We start from the raw sequence: 20,167 nt of genomic DNA on the forward strand, positions 1-20,167 counted from the left end.
CCCCGGGACCGATCAGGGGGCTGATCACAGGTCGTCCTCGCAGATGAGCGAACGGAGTATGTGCAGGGGCAGCCGTGCGGCGTGGCGCCCAAATCCCCTGAACGAGCAGCAAGATGAAGGGACCGGAACCGGGCGAGTGGATGCTGCGTGGCCGGCGCCGTGACGAGAGGCCGACGTCAGACCCGATGCACGAGGTGCTCGCCACGTCGCATCGCGAGCCGCACAGCAGACAACACGCTCTCCCAATCCTCGACGATCTGCTTGTGACTGAAGTTGAGCACCGTGTACCCCATCGCCCGCAGGTACGCCATGCGCGCACGGTCGTTCTCGAACGCCTCGCTGGTTCCGTGCGCCGAGTACCCCTCGCACTCGAAGACGAGTCTCTCCCCGATGAGCAGGTCGGCGAAGAACCCGCCCGGCAGTGCGGCCTGCGGGGCCGCGATGATCCCCGCTTCACGAAGGCGTTCGCGCGCCACCGATTCGCCGATGGCCTGGCTGAGCGTCGACGACCGCAACGCCGTCTGACGCCCCCGATCACTGAGTCGGTCGAGCAGATGCCGGAACTCCGCGGCCGAGAGCAGCGGCGGGCGATCTGCGCGAGGCACGTTCTCGCGTGCCGCATCGAGCATGCACACCGCCTCGAGCGCCGGCAGGCAATCGATCGCCTGCTCCAGCACGTCCACGATGTCGGGGAGAGCACCTCTCGGTCGGCCCGCTCCTGACCAGTGGAAGGCGAGCCGCTCATGCTCCTGCGTGGGGAGCACACTGCCCTTGCCGTCGAAGTCCCGACGGAACCGCGAGTCGTGCTCGCCGACTTCGACATGGAGGACATGCGCCGGCCTCAGCACGCGGAGGCCGAGAATCACGGCAGCGCTCGCGCACGCCACGCGGCCCCCGACCCTGATCGCCCGCTTGGCATCCACCGCGAGGACCGGGTCGATGTAGTGCCCGATTCGCGCGCGTTCGATGCTGCCGGATGCCACGGCCGCGGCGATGCGGCGGGGATGGATGCCGCGTGCGCGGAGATCCTTCGTGCGGCAGGTACCACCGTGGCTGCGGACGACATCGATCGCACTTGTCATGAGCACACGGTCGCGCTCAGGGCGACGGCGTGCCCGCGGCATCCGGCGATCTGTGGACAATTCAGCCCACGGCCGCCCTGTGGAGGAGCCGCACCGTCACCCGCTCTGTTGCCCGTTCAGGGGATTCTGGTGACACGCCGTACATCCAGCACGCACCGGCGGAGTGTCGCGAGAATCCCCTGAACGGGCAACCAACACGCCGCGCCTCACGCCGCGCCGAACTCCACCACGCGCCACGCGCCACGCGCCACGCCACGCGCCGCGCGCCGCGCCGGCGAGCTATGCGGACTCGTCGGCCGACGGTGAGGCGAGGAACTCGATGGCGGCCGTCTTGAACGCCCGCGACGTGAGCGTCGAGACGTGGTCGCGCCCCGGCACCGAGACGAAATCGGCGCCCCACTCGCGGGCGAGCTCCTGCACGCCGACGGGCACTGGGTCGTTCTCGCCGGCGACGAACAGCACCGGGATGCCGCCCGGAATCGACAGCGGCGCACCTGCGACGCCCTCGATGACGGCGAGCAGTGCCTCGCGGTCGGCGCCAGCCGCGACGGCGGGGCGCAGCACCTGCCCGATCACGGGGTCGCGCGGCACCTCGTCGCGAAGCAGCACGGCCCGCGCGTCGTCGATCGCCCACGTGGCGAAGAGCTCGTTCGGCCCTGCGCCGCCCACGACGACGCGACGCACTCGCTCGGGCGCACCCATGGCGAAGGCCGAGACGGCGCGGTTGCCCATCGAGTATCCGACGACGTCGACCACCGCGACCTCCGCGGAGTCGAGCACCGCGACGAGGTCGGCGCCGAGGAGCTCGGGCGCGTACGACGCAGCGTCGACGGGTTTGTCGCTCGTGCCGTGGCCGCGCAGGTCGAGGGTGATCGTCGTGCGGCCGGCATCGGCGAGCGCGCGCACCCAGCCGGTACCCTCCCAGGTGATCGACGCGTCGGACGCGAATCCGTGCACGAGCAGCACGGGCGGCAACGAGACATCCGCCTCGCCGCTTGTCTCGATATCGGATGCCGCGTGCACGCGATACCCGATGAGCACCCCGTCGGGTGCTTCGGCGTAGAGCGTCGGGGTCGCGGCCGGACCGTCCTGCCTCACGACGCGGCCCCGGCGGCCCCGTCAGCCCCGTCAGCCGCGTCAGCCGCGTCAGCAGCGTCAGCAGCGTCAGCAGCGTCAGCAGCGGCCCCGTCAGCGGCGTCGGGCCCGTCAGCAGCGTCGAGCACCGTCGACTCGACGATCGCGACGCCGGCGTGCCCGAGTTCGGCGAGCGCGGCGGCCGACGACTCGGCCGCGACGCCCGCGACGAGGTCGGTGAAGACGCGCACGTGCTGTCCGTGCTCGACCGCGTCGAGGGCACTCGCCCGCACGCAGTAGTCGGTCGCGATGCCGACGACGTCGATGTCGGTGATGCCCCGCGCGGCGAGCACGTCGCCGATGCTCGAGCCCGAGTCATCCGTGCCCTCGAAGATCGAGTAGGCGGGCACGCCCTGACCCTTGCGGATGTGCACGTCGACGGCGGACGTGTCGAAGTCGGGGTGGTATTCGGCGCCCGGTGTGCCTTCGACGCAGTGGGGCGGCCACGTGTCGACGAAGTCGGGCTCGGCATCGACGGCGAAGTGGCCGCCGTTGTCGTGCTCGCCGGAGTGCCAGTCGCGGGATGCCGCGACGAGCGTGTACTCGCCGCGATGGCGTTCGAGCAGGCGCGTGATGCCGGCGGCGACGACGGCGCCGCCCTCGACACCGAGCGCGCCGCCCTCGGTGAAATCGTTCTGCACGTCGATGATGAACAGGGCCCGAGTCATGGCTCAATTGTCACCCGGATCGACGTTCCTGCAACCCGACTCGAGCCGGAACGAGAGAGAGTGCGACGCAGACTACTGGTTCGAGAGGTTGTCGCCGCAGAGGAAGAACCCCGTCGTCAGCGTGTCGATCGCCTGCTTCGCCTCGTCGGTGACGTCGCCGAGGGCGTAGATCGCGAACGTCAGCGTCGAGCCGTCTTGCGCGCGTACGACGCCCGAGAGCGTGTAGCCGGTGTCGATCCACCCGGTCTTGGCCGAGACGGCGCCGTCGGCCACAGCGTTGTCGCCAGAGAACCGGTCGTCGTACCCGAGCGAGCCGCGCTGCCCCGAGACGGGCAGGCCGTCCATGAGTACGCCGAGATTGCCCTCGCGGGCGTTGATCTTGACGAACAGCCGCGTCAGGTACGCGGGCGGCACGGCGTTGTTGTCGGAGAGCCCCGAGCCGTCGACGATCGTGATGCCCGTGGTGTCGACGCCGTAGGCGGCGAGGCCCTGCAGCACTCCGGCGTTGATGGCCCCGAAGGAGTTGCCGGCGCCCGTCTCGATCGCCACGAGACGGGCGAGCATCTCGGCCGCGGTGTTGTCGGAGACGACGAGGGCCTTGTCGACGAGCTGCGCGACGGTCGGCGACTGCACCTGGCCGAGCTGCTGCGCCCCGGCGGGAGCGACGCCGCGCTCGATCGCGCCGATGCCGCCGAGCTCGCTCGCGAAGGCCTCACCGGCCCGGCCGACCGGGTCGGCGCTGCGCCACGAGGTGTTGGCGTCCGGTTCATCGCGGTCGCCGTCGACCATGAGCGCGGCGATGTTCGACATGTAGCCGTCATCGCGCTCCTTGAGGTTCCAGCTCGGCTCCCACTCGTCGCCGCTGAAGTAGCTCGCGTCGAGGATGAGTTTCGTCAGCGGCGGGTTCGCCGGGTCGGCGGCCCATGCTGCCTCGACCTGCGCGGCGAGGTCGTCGAGGTGCGCCGCGCCCGGATAGACGGTCTCGGTGCCGCTCGAGGTGCGCGAGAGGGTGGCGTCGCCGCCGCCGACGAGCACGACCGAACCGGGATCTGCGCCCTTCACGACGGTCGTCGGAGTGCGGTAGTCGGGCCCGAGCACCGAGAGCGCCGCGGCCGAGGTCAGCACCTTCATGACGCTCGCGGTGCGCGAGGGGGTCGTGCCGCCGCGGTCGTAGAGCACCTCGCCCGTCGCGGCGTTCACCACCTGCGCCTGGAAGTTCGCGAGTCGCCCGTCGGCCGCGCGATCGGCGACCGAGCAGGTGCGCAGACGCGCCGCCGCCGCGATCGCCGCAGGCACCGGGCGCGCCGGGTCCGCCGTCGGGGTGGGGGTCGGCGTCGTCGACAGGGCGGTGGATGCCGCTGCGCCCCCGTTGCTCGCAGCGCCCACGGCGACCGCGCCCGCGCCGAGCAGGCCGAACGCGACGACGCCGCCCGCAATCATGAGCGGCAGGCGGTGGGTGCGGGCGAACGCCGCGATCGCCGCGAGCACGCCGGTCCTCGGCGCCGCGGGGGTGCCAGCGAGGGTGTCAGCGCTCTCGGGGGCGTCAGCGCTCTCGGGGGCGTCAGCGCTCGCGGGGTCGTCCCCGAGCGACGGGTCGCCGATGTCGGGGGTCTCCCCCGCGGCATCCGTCTCGTCGGTCACCCGGGAATCCTACGCGAGCCATCCTCAAGAGAACCTGATCATGTGCCGGATCGGGGCTGCCGGCGCACGGCGCTGCCGGCGAGGGCCGACCGCTGTCGTCACTCGCCCGGGTAGACGAGCCCGATCTGCCGGCGCACCTCGTCGAGCGAGGCCATGATCGCGACGGTCTCGTCGATCGGCAGCAGGTCGCCGGTCAGCGTGCCCGCCGCGACGAGCCGCTCGACCGCCTCGGCCTGGAATTGCATGCCGCGGCCCGCGACCTCCGAGCGGTACTCCTCGAGCAGCGTGCCGTCGGCGGCGACGACCCGGAACGTCGTCGGCGTGTACCAGACGTGGTCGATCTCGATACGTGCCTTCGTGCCGAGCACGACGGCCGTGTTCGGGCCCTTCGTATCGCTCGCCGAGAGAGTCACGGCCATGCGTCCGCCGTCGTAGCCGAAGACCACGGCGACCTGCGCGTCGGCGCCGGTCGGCTTGAACGTCGCCGACGCCTGCGTCGTCGCGGGCGCACCGAAGAGGTCCCACGCGAACGAGATCGGGTAGATGCCGAGGTCGAGCAGCGCACCGCCGCCGAGTTCGAGCGCGTTGATGCGGTGCGCCGGGTCGTCTGACAGCAGCTGGGTGTGATCGGCGATGAGCGTGCGGAGTTCGCCGAGCGTGCCCTCGGCGATGATCTCGCGGATGCGCGCCATGTGCGGCAGGTACCTCGTCCACATCGCCTCGAGCACGAGCAGCCCCTTGGCCGCCGCCAGCTCGGCGAGGGCGCGCGCCTCGTCGGCGTTGACCGTGAAGGCCTTCTCGACGAGCACGTGCTTGCCCGCCCCGAGGGCGAGCTTGGCGCCGGCGGCGTGCATCGGATGCGGCGTCGACACGTAGATCACGTCGACCTCGGGGTCGGCGACGAGGGCCTCGTAGCTGCCGTGCGCGTTGGGGATCTCGAACTCCGCCGCGAACGCGTCGGCCGCCTCTTGCGTGCGCGATCCCACCGCTTGCACCGTGAATCCGCCCAGTTTCAAGTCGCCCGCGAAGGCGTGCGCGATGCCACCGGTCGCGAGGATGCCCCAGCGCAGTCGATTCGTCATGCCGACAGCCTATGCCGCCGGCGACATCCCCCTGTTCTGGGATCATGCGGAATTCTCATGAATGGGTCTAGCGTTCAGCCATGACGGCTGTATTCGAATTGAAGGGCCGCGTCATCGGCAGTGCCGCCGCGGCCATCATCGCTCTCGTGGCGATCCCCTTGGGGATCGCCGGCCCGGCAAACGCCGCGCCGCCCGTGCCATCGCCGTCGTCATCCTCGTCGTCACCCGTCGCGAAGTACGTCTCGCTCGGCGATTCCGTGGCCGCAGGCCAGGGGGCCGGCGGGTACGTCGACGCGTGCCTGCGAAGCCCGAGCGGCTACCCCGCCCTGCTCGACGCGGTGCCGAACACGAATCTGTTGCGCAACCCCTCGTGCAGCGGGGCGAAGATTGCGGATGTCGCGGCGCTCCAACTCTCGGAGCTGAACCGCGGCACCACGCTCGTGACGATCACGGTCGGCGCGAACGAGGTGGATCTGCCCGGCATCCTCGCCGCGTGCACAGCGCCGTCACCGCCGGCACCGCCGACGGCGTGCCAAGACGCGCTGATCGCCGCAAGCACATACCTCGGCTCGGGGGAGTTGGCCGGTGATCTGTCAGATCTCATCGGCGAGGTCGCCGCTCGCTCGCCGCGCGCCGAGATCCTCGTGACCGGCTACGCGATTCCGTTCGCACCCGGGTTGAGCTCCATCACAAATCAGGTGAACGTGCTGACCTTCATACTGAACGCGCAGATCATTTCAGGAGTCGGCGCGGCCATGGTGCTCGGCGCCAACGCGGGCTACGTCGACGTCTCGGTTCCGTTCGCCGACCACGGCGTGGGAACCGTCGACCCGTGGATCGGCGACCTGAGCGACCCGGTGTCGTTCATGCACCCGAACGCCGCCGGCTACGTCGCCTACCGCGACGCGATCGTCGCTGCACTGGCACTGCCGTGACCCGGTCGGCTCGCCCGAAGGCCGCGTCGGCAGCGCCGACGAGGGGCGCGTCGACAGCGCTTTCGGCGCTGGCCGCGACGCTGCTCGCCGCGATCATCGCGCTCGCGTCGGTCGCGTCGCCATCGCTCGCCGCGACCACCGGCAAGGGCAAACCCGGCGGCGGGGGCCATGGCGGCGGCACCTCGCAGCTCGCCTATGCGGCCCTCGGTGACTCGTACGCCGCGGGTCTCGGCGCCGGCGGCTACCTCGAGACGAGCTGCTACACGAGTTCGAACGGGTATCCCGCACTGCTCGACGCCGACGCGAACCTCGCACTCGCGGCACGGCCCGCCTGCCGCGGCGCCACGACGGCCGACGTGATCTCGAAGCAGGTCGCCGCTCTCCCGTCGAACGTCGTGCGCGTCACGCTCACGGTCGGCGGAAACGACGTGGGGTTCGCGAACGTCATGCAGAACTGCTTCGTGCTCGTCAACAGCTCGTGCGAATCGCACATCGTCGCGGGCGAGACGCTCGTGCAGAACGGCACGCTCACCCAGAACGTGCGGGGCGCCATCGCCGCGATCGCCGCGAAGGCGCCGAATGCCCGAGTCGTCGTCACCGGCTACCCGCTGCTGTTCGCGCCCACCTCGAGCTACCAGTGGGCGACGCGCGTGAACACGGGCACCGTCGCACTGAACGACGCGATCGAGGCCGCAGCCGCCCTGGCCGGTGCGAGGTATGTCGACGTCGAGGCGCCCTTCACCGGGCACGGCATCGGCAGCGCCGCGCCGTGGATCAACGATTGGAAGTGGCTCCGCGCGAACGACTCGTTCCACGCCAACGCCACGGGGTACCAGGCCTTCGCCGCCGCGCTGCGCCCTGCGCTCATGTGATCCCCCGACCCCACGCGCTCTTCCTCGCGTGAGATGCGAACGGCCCGGCGACCCCGGGCCGTCCGTGTGCCTGGCGCGCGAGGTGCGCGCCAGTGAGAAGCACGAAGGGCCCGGATCTCTCCGGGCCCTTCTGAGCGAGCCGCCTGTGGGAATCGAACCCACGACCTTCTCATTACGAGTGAGACGCTCTGCCGACTGAGCTAAGGCGGCGTGGCACCCGGGCGCTCGAAGCGCACCGGCTGGCACGAGTATCAATGTTAGCGGGTTTCGAGAGACCCGTTGACCACCTTCAGCACTTGGGATCGCCAGAGGGTACGGTGCCGTCGATGAAGTACGACTCGACGGCGTCGTTCACGCACGAATTCGACTTGTTGTAGGCCGTGTGGCCCTCGCCTTCGTACGAGACGAGCACACCGCTGTCGAGCTGCTCGGCGAGCGCAACGGCCCACTCGTACGGCGTCGCCGGGTCACCCGTGGTGCCGATCACGAAGATCGGCGCCGCGCCGTCCGCATGGATCTCCGCGCGCTCGGCGTCGCTCTGGTGCGGCCAGTTGACGCACGTGAGGTCGCCGAACCCGAAGTACGGGCCGATGATCGGGGCGACCTCGGCGACGGCGGCGGCCTTCTCGCGCATCACCTCGACGTCGGACTGGTACGTGTAGTCGAGGCAGTTGACCGCCGTGAAGGCCTCGGTCTGGTTGTCGAGGTAGGTGCCGTCTTCGCTTCGACCGTTGTAGCCGTCGGCGAAGGACAGGGCCATGTCGGCGTCGCCGAACATCACCGACTCGAACATGTCGCTCAGGTACGGCCACGAGTCGGGGCTGTAGAGCGGGTAGATGATCGCGGTCACGAGGGTGTCGGCGCCCACGAGGCGGCCGTCGGTGCCGCGCAGGGGGCTCTCGTCGACGGATGCCAGGAGTCGCCCGATCTCGCCGGCGGCATCGTCGACCGAGCCGTCGAAGGGGCAGCCACTGCCGTCGAGGCAGTCGGCGAGGTAGGCCTTCAGCGCGTTCTCGAAGCCGATGGCCTGCGCCTGCGACACCTCGGTCTCGCTCGCCGACGGGTCGATCGCGCCGTCGAGCACGAGCTTGCCGACCTTGTCGGGGTAGAGCTCGGCGTACGTCGCACCGAGGAACGTGCCGTACGAGTACCCGAGGTAGTTGAGCTCGTCGTCGCCGAGGATCGCGCGCAGCAGATCCATGTCGCGCGCTGCGCTGACCGTATCGACGTTGCCGAGCAGTTCGCCGCTGTTCTCGGCGCACGCCGCCCCGAAGGCGCGCTTGGCCGTCTCGACGTTCGCCACCCACTCGTCGCTGCCGCGCTCCCCGGGCGTGATGCCGTAGAGGTAGTCGTCCATCTCGCTCGCGTCGTAGCAGGCGATGCCCGACGATCGGCCGACCCCCCGAGGATCGAAGCCGACGACGTCGAACCGCTCCTGGAGGGGCTGGCCGACGGCGAAGTCGAGCGAGTCCATCACGAAGTCGTAGCCCGAGCCGCCGGGGCCGCCGGGGTTCACGAGCAGCGAGCCGATCTTGTCGCCCGTCGCGACGTGACGCACGAGCGCGAGTTCGGTCTCGCCGGCAGCGGGGTCGCTCCAGTCGAGCGGGGCCTTCGCGGTCGTGCAGCCCATGCCGTCGCCGCAGCGCTCCCACTCGAGCACCTGGCTGTAGAAGGGCTCGAGCTCGGCCGCGACCTCTTCGCCCGTCGGCGTCGAGACCGGCTGGGGTGCGAGGAACGAGGGCACGCAGCCGGCCAGTGCGAACAGCGCCGCAAGGGTGCCGACGATCGCGACGGATCGCGGGCGGCGGCCGCGAGGGCCGCGCTGACGCCCGGCGGTGGTCGTGTCGGTCATGCGGCCCCTCGTTCGGTGGTCGGTCGTCTGATGGCGGAGACGAGCATCGCCTCGAGCGCGAGCACCGGCGAGACGTTGCCGTCGATGCGGGTGCGCGCCTGCTGGATCGCATCGAGCGTCGCGAGCGTGCGAGCAGGTGTTGCGGATGCCGCGGCCCGCTGCATGCCCGCTTCGAGCTCGCGGTTGACGAGTGGCACGTCGGCCTCGAGCTGGATGAGCAGGATGTCGCGGTAGAGCGAAGCGAGATCGACGAGGATGCGGTCGATGCCGTCGCGAAGCGTTCTGGTCGCGCGACGCTTCTGGTCGTCTTCGAGCGCCTTCAGTTGCGGGCGCAGCGCGTTGGGCACGGCCTGGCCCGGCGCGACCCCGAGCGAGTGCAGGGCACTCGCGCGCTCTTCGGCGTCGCGCAGCTCGGCGATGGCCTTGGCGTCTTCGCCGGCGATCGCGATGAACCGCGCCGCGGTCGAGACCGCCCCCGAGGTCGATCGCACGGCAAGTGCGAGTTCGAGCGTCTCGGCGCGACGTCGCCGCGCCTCGTCGTTGGTCGCGAGCCGGTGGGCCATGCCGATGTGGCTCTGCGCCTCGCGGGCCGCTCGTTCGGCCAGCACCGGGTCGACGCCGTCGCGACGCTCGAGGAGCGCCGCGACATCCGCGATGCTCGGAACCTGGAGCCGCACCGAGCGCACGCGCGAGCGGATCGTGGGGATGAGGTCGGCCTCGCTCGGCGCGCAGAGGATCCAGACGGTGCGCTCGGGCGGCTCTTCGAGCTCTTTGAGCAGGAAGTTCGAGGTCTGCTCGGTCATGCGGTCGGCGTCTTCGACGATGACGACCCGGTGCCGACCGATCGACGGCGCGTAGTGCGAGCGGCGCACGATGTCGCGCACGTCGTCGCGCTTGATGATGACGCCCTCGGTCGCGAGCACGTGCAGGTCGGGGTGGCTGCGCGCATCGACCTGGGCGCGGGTGCGCGCGTCGCCGTCGGGCACTCCCGAGATGAGGGCCGTCGCGAAGGCGTAGGCGAGGTTCGAGCGGCCCGAGCCGGGCGGGCCCGTGATGAGCCACGAGTGCGTCATCTGCTGAGCGGCGCCCGCCTCGACGCCCGCGTCGGAGTTCGCCGCGGCACCGCCGCGCGTGCCGGCCGACTCCGCGGCTGCGCGGAACAGCGCGATCGCGGCATCCTGCCCGGTCAGCTCACTCCACACGCTCTCGGTCACGCTGCAACGCTACCTTCAGCGGCTGACGACGGCCTCGACGTGTTCAGAGCAGGCCCGACACTCGGGCGCGGATCTCGGCCGCGATGTGCTCGACCGGCGCGGTCGCGTCGACGACGAGGAAGCGCTCGGGCTCGGCCGCCGCGAGGTCGAGGTAGGCCTCGCGCACGCGATCGTGGAACTCGGATGCCTCGGCCTCGAGCCGGTCGTACCTGGTGCGCGCCCCGTCGAGCCGCGTGCGCGCCGACGCGGCGTCGAGGTCGAGCAGGATCGTCAGATCGGGCTGGAGCCCCTCGGTCGCCCATTCCGAGAGGCCGCGCACTGCGACGGGGTCGAGCACTCGGCCCGCCCCCTGGTACGCCACCGACGAGTCGACGTAGCGGTCTTGGATGACGACCTCGCCGCGCTCGAGCGCCGGCCGCACGACGGTTGCGACGTGGTGCGCCCGATCTGCCGCATAGAGCAGCGCCTCGGCGCGCGGTGCGATGTCGCCGCGATGGTGCAGGACGATCTCACGCACCTCGACGCCGACGTCGGTGCCGCCCGGCTCGCGGGTGCGCACGACCGTGCGGCCCGACTCGATGAGCCAGGCGCCGAGCAGCTCGGCCTGGGTCGTCTTGCCCGACCCGTCGCCGCCCTCGAGGGTGATGAAGAGCCCACCGCTCACTTCTTGGGCGTCGCCTTCTTCGCGGGCGCCTTCTTGGCCGGGGCGCGCTTCGCCGGGGCCTTCTTGGCTCGCGGTGAGGCCGGGCCCTTGTCACGCTTGATCTGCAGCAGTTCGACGGCGCGTTCGAAGGTGATGTCCTCCACCGACTCCGAGCGCGGAATCGTCGCATTCGTCGTGCCATCGGTGACGTAAGGGCCGAAGCGACCGTCTTTCACCTTGATCGGCTTGCCGCTGACGGGGTCGGCCTCGAACTCCTTGAGCGCGCTCGACGCGGTGCGCGCGCCGTACTTCGGCTGGGCGAAGAGCTCGAGCGCGCCGTCGAGTCCGATCTCGAAGATCGCGTCTTCGCTCGGCAGCGTGCGCGTGTCGACGCCCTTCTTGAGGTACGGGCCGTATCGGCCGTTCTGGGCCGTGATCGGGGCCTCGGACTCGGGGTCGACGCCGACAACGCGCGGCAGGTTCAGCAGTTTCAGGGCGGTCTCGAAGTCGATCTCGCCGACCTGCATGCTCTTGAAGAGCGACGCCGTGCGCGGCTTCTCGACCGGCGCCTTCTTCGGGGCGCGCTTCGCCTTCGGCTTCGGCGCCTCGATCACCTCGCCCGTCGCGGGGTCGACGACGGTCGGCTCGGTCGACTGAGCGGATGCTGCGGCATCCGCTTCGGGGGTCGCGACCGGCGCCGGATCGAGCTCGGTGACGTACGGGCCGAAGCGCCCGTCTTTCACGACGACCTCTTTGCCGTTGTCGGGGTTGACGCCGAGCACTCGCGCCTCTTGCACGGGGGCCTCGATGAGCTCGCGGGCCTTCGCCTCGGTGAGTTCGTCGGGCGCGAGGCCCTCGGGCAGGTTCACGCGGCGCGGTGTCGCGTCGGGCGCGGCGCCCGCCTCGACGGCCTCGAGGTAGGGGCCGTACTTGCCGATGCGCAGGGTGATGTCGGGGGCGATCCGCACCGAGTTGATCTCGCGGGCGTCGATCTCACCGAGGTTGTCGACGACCTGACGCAGACCCCGGTGCTTGTCGGAGCCGAAGTAGAAGCTCGAGAGCCAGTCGACCCGGTCGGCCTCGCCCGCGGCGATGTGGTCGAGGTCGGCCTCCATCTCGGCCGTGAAGTCGTACTCGACGAGGTCGCCGAAGTGGTCTTCGAGCAGGCGCACGACCGAGAAGGCGATCCAGCTCGGCACGAGCGCCTGGCCGCGCTGCGTCACGTAGCCGCGGTCGATGATCGTCGAGATGATCGAGGCGAAGGTCGACGGGCGGCCGATGCCGAGCTCTTCGAGCCGCTTGACGAGGCTCGCCTCGGTGTAGCGCGGTGGCGGCGAGGTCTCGTGGCCCTTGGCCTCGAGATCGGCCATGGCGAGCGATTGGCCCTCTTTCAGCGGGGGCAGTTTCGCCTCGCCGGGCGTCTCCTCGGCGTTGCGTTCCTCGTCGCGGCTCTCTTCATAGGCCGCGAGGAACCCGCGGAAGGTGATGACGGTGCCGCTCGCGGTGAACTCCGCGATCGTGCCGGCGACGGGAGCCGACGCCTCGGCGGGAGCCGATGCATCCGCCGCCGTGGGCCCGACCTCGATCGTGACCGTGGCCGTCTGGCCCTTGGCGTCGGCCATCTGCGAGGCGACCGTGCGCTTCCAGATGAGGTCGTAGAGCTTGAACTCGCTGCCGCGCAGCACGCTCGACAGCTCGGACGGGGTGCGGAACACCTCGCCCGACGGGCGGATGGCCTCGTGCGCCTCTTGCGCATTCTTCGACTTGCCGGCGTAGACCCGCGGCTTGTCGGGGATCGAGTCGGCGCCGTAGAGCATCGTCGCCTGTGCACGAGCCGCCGTGATCGCCTGTTGCGACAGCGAGTTCGAGTCGGTGCGCATATAGGTGATGTAGCCGTTCTCGTAGAGCGACTGCGCCACGCGCATCGTGTCCTTCGCCGAGAGTCGCAGCTTGCGAGCGGATTCCTGCTGCAGCGTCGACGTCGTGAAGGGCGCCGCCGGGCGACGCGAGTAGGGCTTGGACTCGACCTTCGAGACGGTGCGCGCGACGGCGTCGTCGCCGAGCGCCGCGACGAGCGCCGTCGCGGTGGCCTCGTCGAGGACGACGGCCTTGGTCTTCAAGGTGCCGGCGTCGTCGAAGTCGCGGCCCGTGGCGACGCGCTGGCCGGCGAGGCGCACGAGCTTCGCCTCGAACGAGGTGGCGTTGTCGGATGCCTCGGCCGAGAAGCGTCCCGCGAGGTCCCAGTAGCCCGCGGCGACGAACGCCAGGCGCTCGCGCTCGCGGTCGACGACGAGCCGAGTGGCGGCGGACTGCACGCGGCCCGCGGACAGGCCGGGGCCGACCTTGCGCCACAGCACCGGCGAGATCTCGTACCCGTAGAGGCGATCGAGGATGCGCCGCGTCTCTTGCGCATCGACGAGTGCGGTGTCGAGCTCGCGGGTGTTGTCCTTCGCCTTCTGGATGGCGTCTTTCGTGATCTCGTGGAAGACCATGCGGCGCACCGGCACCTTGGGCTTCAGCTCTTGCAGCAGGTGCCACGCGATGGCCTCGCCCTCGCGGTCTTCATCGGTGGCGAGCAGGAGTTCGTCGGCGTTCTTCAGCGCGCGCTTGAGTTCGGCGACGGTCTTCTTCTTCGAGTCGGAGACGACGTAGTACGGCTCGAAGCCGTTGTCGACGTCGACCGAGAACTTGCCGAGCGGGCCCTTCTTGAGCTCGGCAGGCAGGTTCTTCGGCTCGATGAGGTCGCGGATGTGCCCGACGGAGGACAACACTTCGTAGCCGTCGCCCAGGTATTGGGCGATCGACTTCATCTTGGTGGGCGACTCGACGATGACCAGTTTTTTCGCGCCTGACACCAGACTCCTCTTTGTTGACAATTAGGGACGAGAACGCACATTCGAAGCCGCGCCCCCGAGCGGTGTGCCAAAGCCGGCGAAATGCTGCACCGACAGCCACACCATACACACCCTGACCGGGAGCCGACGCACTGGAACGCGGTCGACACGCCCCGGCGCGGTCCAGCGCGGCCGGCTCGCACCGCTCGGGCTGCACCTCGGTACGCCCCCTTGCGGTTCCCGCGGCGTCGAGGAGAATTGCCAGCATGGACACCTCAACGACGGACTCGTACACGGCGATGCTGATCGACGGACCGCTCGAGGGCAAGACGGTGGCGACCGCCTTCCTCGAGTCGGGAGATCCACGACCGCGCATCGAGCTGAACGCCGACCACGGCAAGCGCTACGTGTACTCGCGAGCGGCCGGCATGGAGTTCTCGGCGCCGGGAGACGACCGGCCGAGCGCCGTCGAGTACCGGTTCGTCGAGACCGTCTTCGACTGATCGGTCGCGGTCGGCCTCGGCGGCCCGGCCAACCCGACGGCCCGGCCAGCCCGAGCCGACCCGGCCAGCCCTACGGCCCGGCCAGCCCGACGGCCCGGCCAGCCCGGGGCCGGTCACCCCGGCCCGCCGGGCGGACCGGCTCGGGCCGCCGCGGTGACCGCGAAGCCCGGAACCGCTTCGACGGCGACGATGACGGATGCCTCGGCACCATCCCCCTCGCAGGCCTCGAGCCGTGCGCCGTTGCGAGCGGCGATCGCGCCCGCGAGCCGGCACGGTTCGCCAGGAACGGCGCCCGAGATCGCGTCGGCCGCCGCAAGCGCCGCTGCATCGGCGGCGTTCGACGCGCGTTGCGACACGACGAAGACGCCGAGCAGCGCGACGAGCGCCACGGCGAGCGCGGTCATCGCTCCGATGATGCCGAGGGCGAGCACCGATGCCGCTCCCCTCTCTTGAGGCCCGCCCATCAGCGGCCTCCCGTGACGGCGCACGACTCGGCGCGCAACTCGATCGCCGCGAGCAGCCCGCCGCCCGAGGCGCTGAGCGTCGCGCAGACGAACTCGCCCTCGACCGCCACCGAGAGATCGGAGCCGCCGGAGACGCGGTCGGCGATGGCGCCGGCCACGGCGTCGGTCTCGCCGCGGCCGAGCGCTCTGGCGGCGTCCGCCGCGGCATCCGTCAACCGCACCTGCTGGGCCGACAATTGCACGGAAGCCAGGCACGCGGCCAGCACGAGCGCGATGGCGGGCAGCGCGACCGCGAACTCGGCGGTCACGCTGCCGCGCTCGTGCTCAGCCGACCGTGAGCGCATTCCGCACGAGGTCGGTGAGGATGCCGCGCACCTCGTCTCCGCGGAGGATGATGACGAGGAGGCCGGCGAAGCCGACCGCCGCCATCGTCGCCACGGCGTACTCGGCGGTCGCCGCGCCGCGTTCGCCGGCGAGGCGCACGACGACCCGCCTGACGATGCGGCGGGCGCGACCTCTGGCGGTGCGGTGCTCGTGATGGGGTTCGTTCGCGTGCATGGTGTTCCTTTCTGCGGTGCCGGCTCGCCGGCGTTCGGATGGCACGAGTCGGGAGGCCTCACACGGCACCGCCGAGGGTGCCGGTGACGACCGAGATCATGAGGGGCGCGACGCCGAGCAGCACGAAGGCCGGCAGCACGCAGAGCCCGAGCGGCAGCATGAGCCGCACGCCGAGCGCCGCCGCTCGTTCGACGCCGGCCGAGCGGGCCGCCCGGCGCAGCCGGAACGACTCCGAACGCAGCAGTTCGGCGACCGGGGCGCCGGCGCGATCGGCCAGTCCCAGAACCGCGTCGACCTCTGCACCGTCGCCCGCATGCGGAACATAGCGCTCGATCGTGCCGCGGGCCAGGGCACGCGAACGTTCGATCGAGGCCCCGCTCGCCATCGCGATCGCGAGCAGTTCGAGCTCGAGCCCGGCGTCGGCGCGCGATCGGCTCGCGCGGGCGGCGAGCGCCGCGTTCCACCGGTGGCCGGCCCAGAGGCACACGAGCCCGAGGGCGAGGCAGACGAGGCCGACGGGGTTGCCGAAGAGCACGCCGAGCGTGTCGAATCCGAGCGTCGCGCCGAACAGCACCGCGATCGCGGGCAGGGCCATCACGAGCCGTGCGCTCGCCGCCGGGCCCGCGAGCGCGGCGCGCACCTCGCGCCGCAGCTGCGCCTCGTCGCGCAGCACCGTCGCGAGTTCGCGGAGGCTCGCGGCGAGCGGCGCGCCGGATTCGGCAGCCACCGACCAGGCGGCGGCGAGCACGGGCCAGGCGACGGATGCCTCGGGCTGCGCCCGCACCGCCTCGGCGATCGCCGGCGCCACGGGGTCGCCGCGCGTGGCCGCCGACGCCGCCGATGCGAGCACCTCGGCATCGGGCGCCGACGCCGACTCGGCGCCGAGGTGGTTCCAGGCGCTCACCGCGGGCACACCCGCGGCGAGCAGCACGGCGAGTCGCTCGGTGAGCGCCGCGATCGCGTCGACCTCCGCCGCGGGGTCGCGACGCCGCCTGACGAGCAGCCCGCCGAGCAGCCCGAGCCGCCCTGACGGCGCCGGCCGCCCTGGCCGCCCGAGCGGCTCGGGTCCGTCGAGCGGGCGCGGGCGCCGCGGCATCCGCTCGCTCATATCGCCTCGATCGTGAGGCGGTCGTCGCACTGGACGAAGCGGCCCATCTGCCCGAGCCGGCGGCGGCCGTCGACCCGCTCGAGATGCAGCACGAGGTCGAAGGCGCTCACCGTCTGGCGTGCGAGCGCGTCGGGTGACAGCCCGGCGATCGACCCGAGGGCCTCGAGCCGTGCCGGCACGTCGGCGAGCGAGTTCGCGTGCAGCGTGCCCGCCCCGCCGTCGTGGCCCGTGTTGAGCGCGGCGAGCAGTTCTCTGAGCTCGGCACCGCGGCATTCGCCGACGACCAGGCGATCGGGTCGCATGCGCAGGGCCTCGCGCAGCAACGCGTCGAGCCCGACCCGCCCCGTGCCCTCGAGGTTCGCCTGCCGCGCCTCGAGCGAGACGACGTGCGGATGGTCGACCTGCAGTTCGGCGACGTCTTCGATGACGACGAGCCGCTCGCGCTCGGGCGCCTCGGCGAGCAGGGCCGCGAGGAGCGTGGTCTTGCCGGTGCCGCCCGCGCCGGTCACGAGCAGGTTCTTGCGCGCGCCGACCGCCTGCCGCAGGACCGCCTCCTGCACGGTGTCGACCATGCCGGCGCGCGCGAGCGCGGCAAGCGAGAAGCCGCCGGCCCGAGGCACGCGCACCGAGATGGTCGTGCCGGTCGGCGAGACCGGCGGCAGCACGGCATGCACCCGGATGCCCGCGCCGAGACGCACATCGACGGCTGGCGTCGCCTCGTCGATGTGCCGCCCGCCGCGGGCGATGAGCCGCACGGCGAGCGCGCGAACCTCGGACTCGTCGGCCGCCCAGCCGTCATCGCGCTCTGCACCGCCGCCGCGGTCGACCCAGAGGCCGCGGTCGCCGTTGACGAACAGGTCGGTGACGGGGCCGTCGAGGGCGAAGGGCTCGAGCGGGCCGAGCACCGAGAGATCGGCGCCGGGTCGGGGCGATCTCGCGGACTCGCGCGGCGCCGGCGCACGCGGTGCGGCCGGCTGCGGCACGCCGGGGCTCGACGCGCCCAGCCCTGACGCGGCTGGCCGCACGGCGCCGTCGCGCAGGCCCGCCGGACTGAGCCGAGCGGATGCATCGGCCGCGCGCGGCCCGAAGGCACGCTCGTCGGCCGGCGAGACAGGAGGTTCGCGCAGCCACGACGGCGACGCCACGAAGGCTTGAGACATGTCGTGAGCGTACGAAGCCGGGCGGGCCCCGAGGCATCCATCACGGGGAAATGTGGAGAAATCCTCCCCCACGACATTGTGGAGGAGGACTCGGCCCGATGGGCGGCGCCGCTCGGCGCACCCCGTTAACGAAAAGGGGGCGGCACCCATTGGGGGGAACAGGTGCCGCCTCGGCAGCGCAAGGATTGGGGGGAATCACGAGCGCTGCAGGCCACGAAACGAGTGTTCGGGCGGTACTCAGCATACGGCCTGCAGAAGGATGCGCAAGCATTTTTTGTCCTCATTTGTGCCGACACACAGATTTCTCTGCGCTTGAGCACAGGAACGCGCGCCGTTCGTCCGTGAATCGCTCACGCGACGCTACGGGACGACACGATTCCTCACCTGATCCGAGCGGCGGGTAATGTGCTGCGTGGGGCAGGCGACCCATCCGAAGAATACTCGCGAAGGAGCGACTGAAGCACCATGACCGTTCAGATCGATCACGCGCTCGAGGAGATCCGGCGATTCCGCCCGAGTCCCGAGTTCGCCGCCCAGGCCGTCGCCGACGAGCGACTCTACGAAGCCGCCGCCGCCGACCGCCTCGGCTTCTGGGCCGACCAGGCCCGAGCGCTCCTCTCATGGAGCACCCCGTTCACCCAGACCCTCGACTGGTCGAACGCGCCCTTCGCCAAGTGGTTCCACGACGGCGAACTGAACGTCGCGTACAACTGCCTCGACCGGCATGTCGAAGCGGGGCTCGGCGATCGAGTCGCGCTCCACTTCGAGGGCGAACCCGGCGACACGCGCACCATCACGTACGCCGAACTGACCGCAGAGGTCAAGCGTGCGGCCAACGCGCTGCTCGCGCTCGGCGTGCAGGCTGGCGATCGCGTCGCCATCTACCTGCCGATGATCCCCGAGGCCGTCATCGCGATGCTCGCATGCGCCCGTATCGGCGCCGTGCACTCCGTCGTCTTCGGCGGCTTCTCGTCGAAGAGCCTGCAGTCGCGCATCGACGACGCGCAGGCCGCGGTCGTCATCACCGCCGACGGCGGCTACCGCAAGGGCAGGGCGTTCCCGCTGAAGCCCACGGTCGACGAGGCCATCGAGGCCGCCGAGACGACCGTGCGCGCCGTGCTCGTCGTCAACCGCACGGGCGGCGACGTCGCCTGGGTCGAGGGCCGCGACCTGTCGTGGAGCGAGCAGCTCGCCGCCGCTCCCGCCGAGCACGAGCCGCAGGGCTTCAACGCCGAGCACCCGCTGTTCATCCTCTACACCTCGGGCACCACCGGCAACCCCAAGGGCATCCTGCACACCTCGGGCGGCTACCTCACGCAGGTCGCGTTCACCCACAAGAACGTCTTCGACCTGCACCCCGAACGCGACGTGTTCTGGTGCACCGCCGACGTCGGCTGGATCACCGGGCACAGCTACGTCGTCTACGGCCCGCTCGCCAACGGCGCCACGCAAGTGCTGTACGAGGGCACGCCCGACACCCCGCACCCCGGCCGCTGGTGGGAGCTCATCGAGAAGTACAAGGTCTCGATCCTCTACACGGCGCCCACCGCCATCCGCTCGTTCATGAAACAGGGCCGCGACGTGGTGCACGGTTTCAACGTGCGGTCGCTGCGCCTGCTCGGCTCGGTCGGCGAGCCGATCAACCCCGAAGCCTGGATCTGGTACCGCCACGTCATCGGCGGCGGCTCCATCCCCGTCGTCGACACCTGGTGGCAGACCGAGACCGGCGCGATCATGATCTCGGCGCTGCCCGGCATCACCGACCTGAAGCCCGGTTCGGCGCAGGTTCCCGTGCCCGGCATCTCGATCGACATCGTGAACGACGACGGCAGCCCGATCGAAGGCGAAGGCGGCGGCCTGCTCACGATCACCGAGCCGTGGCCCGCCATGCTGCGCGGCATCTGGGGCGACCCCGAGCGCTTCAAAGAAACGTACTGGGAGAAGTTCGGCGACAAGTACTTCGCCGGTGACGGCGCCCGACGCGACGAAGACGGCGACATCTGGCTGCTCGGCCGGGTCGACGACGTCATGAACGTCTCGGGCCACCGCCTCTCGACCGCCGAGATCGAGTCCTCGCTCGTCGCCCACCCGTGGACGGCGGAGGCCGCCGTCGTCGGCGCCTCCGACGAGGCGACCGGGCAGGCCGTCGTCGCCTTCGTCATCCTGAAGACCAGTCAGTCCGACCAGGTCACCGACATCTTCGCGGCGAGCGAAGAGCTGCGCACGCACGTCGCCCTGCAGATCGGCGCGATCGCCCGGCCCCGCCAGGTGTTCATCGTCAACGAGCTGCCGAAGACGCGTTCGGGCAAGATCATGCGCCGGCTCCTGCGCGATCTCGCCGAGGGCCGCGAGATCGGCGACACGACCACCCTCGCCGACACCTCGATCATGCAGGTCATCAGCGAGCAGGTGAAGTA

The 20,167-nt window shown here is 71.0% G+C and carries 17 protein-coding genes, 1 tRNA gene and 1 pseudogene; 4 read left to right on the top strand and 15 right to left on the bottom strand.

Translation table 11 applies throughout. From position 1 onward, the window contains the following. Positions 1-176: 176 nt before the first annotated feature. The 5 genes and pseudogenes from ACWGST_RS15330 to ACWGST_RS15350 form a co-directional block, all read right to left on the bottom strand. Positions 177-1,082: a DUF559 domain-containing protein gene (locus tag ACWGST_RS15330; RefSeq protein WP_452047532.1), complete on the bottom strand. Its 906-nt coding sequence runs from the start codon at positions 1,080-1,082 to the stop codon at positions 177-179. Positions 1,083-1,361: 279 nt separating this feature from the next. Beyond that, positions 1,362-2,180: an alpha/beta fold hydrolase gene (locus ACWGST_RS15335; protein ID WP_452047533.1), complete on the bottom strand. Its 819-nt coding sequence runs from the start codon at positions 2,178-2,180 to the stop codon at positions 1,362-1,364. A 131-nt stretch (positions 2,181-2,311) separates the two neighbouring features. Next, a pseudogene (locus ACWGST_RS15340) lies at positions 2,312-2,884 on the bottom strand (isochorismatase family protein); the annotation flags it as partial. Positions 2,885-2,956: 72 nt separating this feature from the next. Next, positions 2,957-4,525, bottom strand: a complete 1,569-nt coding sequence (locus ACWGST_RS15345; RefSeq protein ID WP_452047534.1) for a D-alanyl-D-alanine carboxypeptidase/D-alanyl-D-alanine-endopeptidase — start codon at positions 4,523-4,525, stop codon at positions 2,957-2,959. Positions 4,526-4,623: 98 nt separating this feature from the next. Beyond that, entirely contained in the window at positions 4,624-5,607 is a 984-nt protein-coding gene (locus ACWGST_RS15350) for a Gfo/Idh/MocA family protein (protein ID WP_452047535.1), read from the bottom strand. 80 nt (positions 5,608-5,687) lie between these two features. On the opposite strand from ACWGST_RS15350, the gene ACWGST_RS15355 reads away from it, so the two are divergent. Further along, positions 5,688-6,542 (top strand): SGNH/GDSL hydrolase family protein, encoded by an 855-nt coding sequence (locus ACWGST_RS15355; RefSeq protein WP_452047536.1) that lies wholly within the window; start codon positions 5,688-5,690, stop codon positions 6,540-6,542. Further along, positions 6,539-7,414 carry an SGNH/GDSL hydrolase family protein gene (locus ACWGST_RS15360; RefSeq protein WP_452047537.1) on the top strand — a complete coding sequence of 292 codons (876 nt, stop codon included), beginning with the start codon at positions 6,539-6,541 and terminating at the stop codon, positions 7,412-7,414. Before ACWGST_RS15355 ends, ACWGST_RS15360 begins: the two co-directional genes overlap by 4 nt. 137 nt (positions 7,415-7,551) lie before the next feature. On the opposite strand, the gene ACWGST_RS15365 is transcribed toward ACWGST_RS15360, so the two are convergent. From ACWGST_RS15365 to topA, 5 genes are all read right to left on the bottom strand, one after another. Further along, positions 7,552-7,624, bottom strand: a tRNA-Thr gene (locus tag ACWGST_RS15365). A 79-nt stretch (positions 7,625-7,703) separates the two neighbouring features. Beyond that, positions 7,704-9,266 (bottom strand): alpha/beta hydrolase, encoded by a 1,563-nt coding sequence (locus ACWGST_RS15370; protein WP_452047538.1) that lies wholly within the window; start codon positions 9,264-9,266, stop codon positions 7,704-7,706. Continuing rightward, positions 9,263-10,480: a DNA polymerase III subunit delta' gene (locus ACWGST_RS15375; protein ID WP_452047539.1), complete on the bottom strand. Its 1,218-nt coding sequence runs from the start codon at positions 10,478-10,480 to the stop codon at positions 9,263-9,265. The genes ACWGST_RS15370 and ACWGST_RS15375 overlap by 4 nt, the downstream gene beginning before the upstream one ends. A 43-nt stretch (positions 10,481-10,523) precedes the next feature. Then, complete coding sequence (gene tmk / locus ACWGST_RS15380) at positions 10,524-11,144, bottom strand: dTMP kinase (RefSeq protein ID WP_452047540.1); 621 nt, start codon at positions 11,142-11,144, stop codon at positions 10,524-10,526. After that, positions 11,141-13,978, bottom strand: a complete 2,838-nt coding sequence (gene topA / locus ACWGST_RS15385; protein ID WP_452047541.1) for a type I DNA topoisomerase — start codon at positions 13,976-13,978, stop codon at positions 11,141-11,143. The genes tmk and topA overlap by 4 nt, the downstream gene beginning before the upstream one ends. Positions 13,979-14,223: 245 nt before the next feature. On the opposite strand from topA, the gene ACWGST_RS15390 reads away from it, so the two are divergent. Then, positions 14,224-14,460, top strand: a complete 237-nt coding sequence (locus ACWGST_RS15390; protein WP_452047542.1) for a hypothetical protein — start codon at positions 14,224-14,226, stop codon at positions 14,458-14,460. A gap of 113 nt (positions 14,461-14,573) precedes the next feature. Here ACWGST_RS15390 and ACWGST_RS15395 read toward each other — a convergent pair whose 3' ends face one another. The 5 genes from ACWGST_RS15395 to ACWGST_RS15415 are packed head-to-tail and all read right to left on the bottom strand — an operon-like array spanning position 14,574 to position 17,750. Beyond that, on the bottom strand, positions 14,574-14,924 hold the full coding sequence (locus tag ACWGST_RS15395; protein WP_452047543.1) for an Rv3654c family TadE-like protein: 351 nt from the start codon (positions 14,922-14,924) through the stop codon (positions 14,574-14,576). Beyond that, positions 14,924-15,232 (bottom strand): TadE family type IV pilus minor pilin, encoded by a 309-nt coding sequence (locus ACWGST_RS15400; protein ID WP_452047544.1) that lies wholly within the window; start codon positions 15,230-15,232, stop codon positions 14,924-14,926. The genes ACWGST_RS15395 and ACWGST_RS15400 overlap by 1 nt, the downstream gene beginning before the upstream one ends. Positions 15,233-15,248: 16 nt before the next feature. Next, the gene (locus tag ACWGST_RS15405) at positions 15,249-15,482 is read right to left on the bottom strand and encodes a DUF4244 domain-containing protein (protein WP_452047545.1); all 234 of its coding nucleotides are present in this window, start codon (positions 15,480-15,482) and stop codon (positions 15,249-15,251) included. A 58-nt stretch (positions 15,483-15,540) separates the two neighbouring features. Further along, complete coding sequence (locus ACWGST_RS15410) at positions 15,541-16,590, bottom strand: type II secretion system F family protein (protein ID WP_452047546.1); 1,050 nt, start codon at positions 16,588-16,590, stop codon at positions 15,541-15,543. Then, on the bottom strand, positions 16,587-17,750 hold the full coding sequence (locus ACWGST_RS15415) for a TadA family conjugal transfer-associated ATPase (RefSeq protein WP_452047547.1): 1,164 nt from the start codon (positions 17,748-17,750) through the stop codon (positions 16,587-16,589). The genes ACWGST_RS15410 and ACWGST_RS15415 overlap by 4 nt, the downstream gene beginning before the upstream one ends. 465 nt (positions 17,751-18,215) lie before the next feature. Between ACWGST_RS15415 and acs the strand changes: the two genes are divergently transcribed. Next, on the top strand, positions 18,216-20,167 hold a 1,952-nt coding region (gene acs / locus ACWGST_RS15420), incomplete at its 3' end, for an acetate--CoA ligase (protein ID WP_452047548.1).

The sequence above is a fragment of the Agromyces sp. NPDC055520 genome (assembly GCF_053619715.1).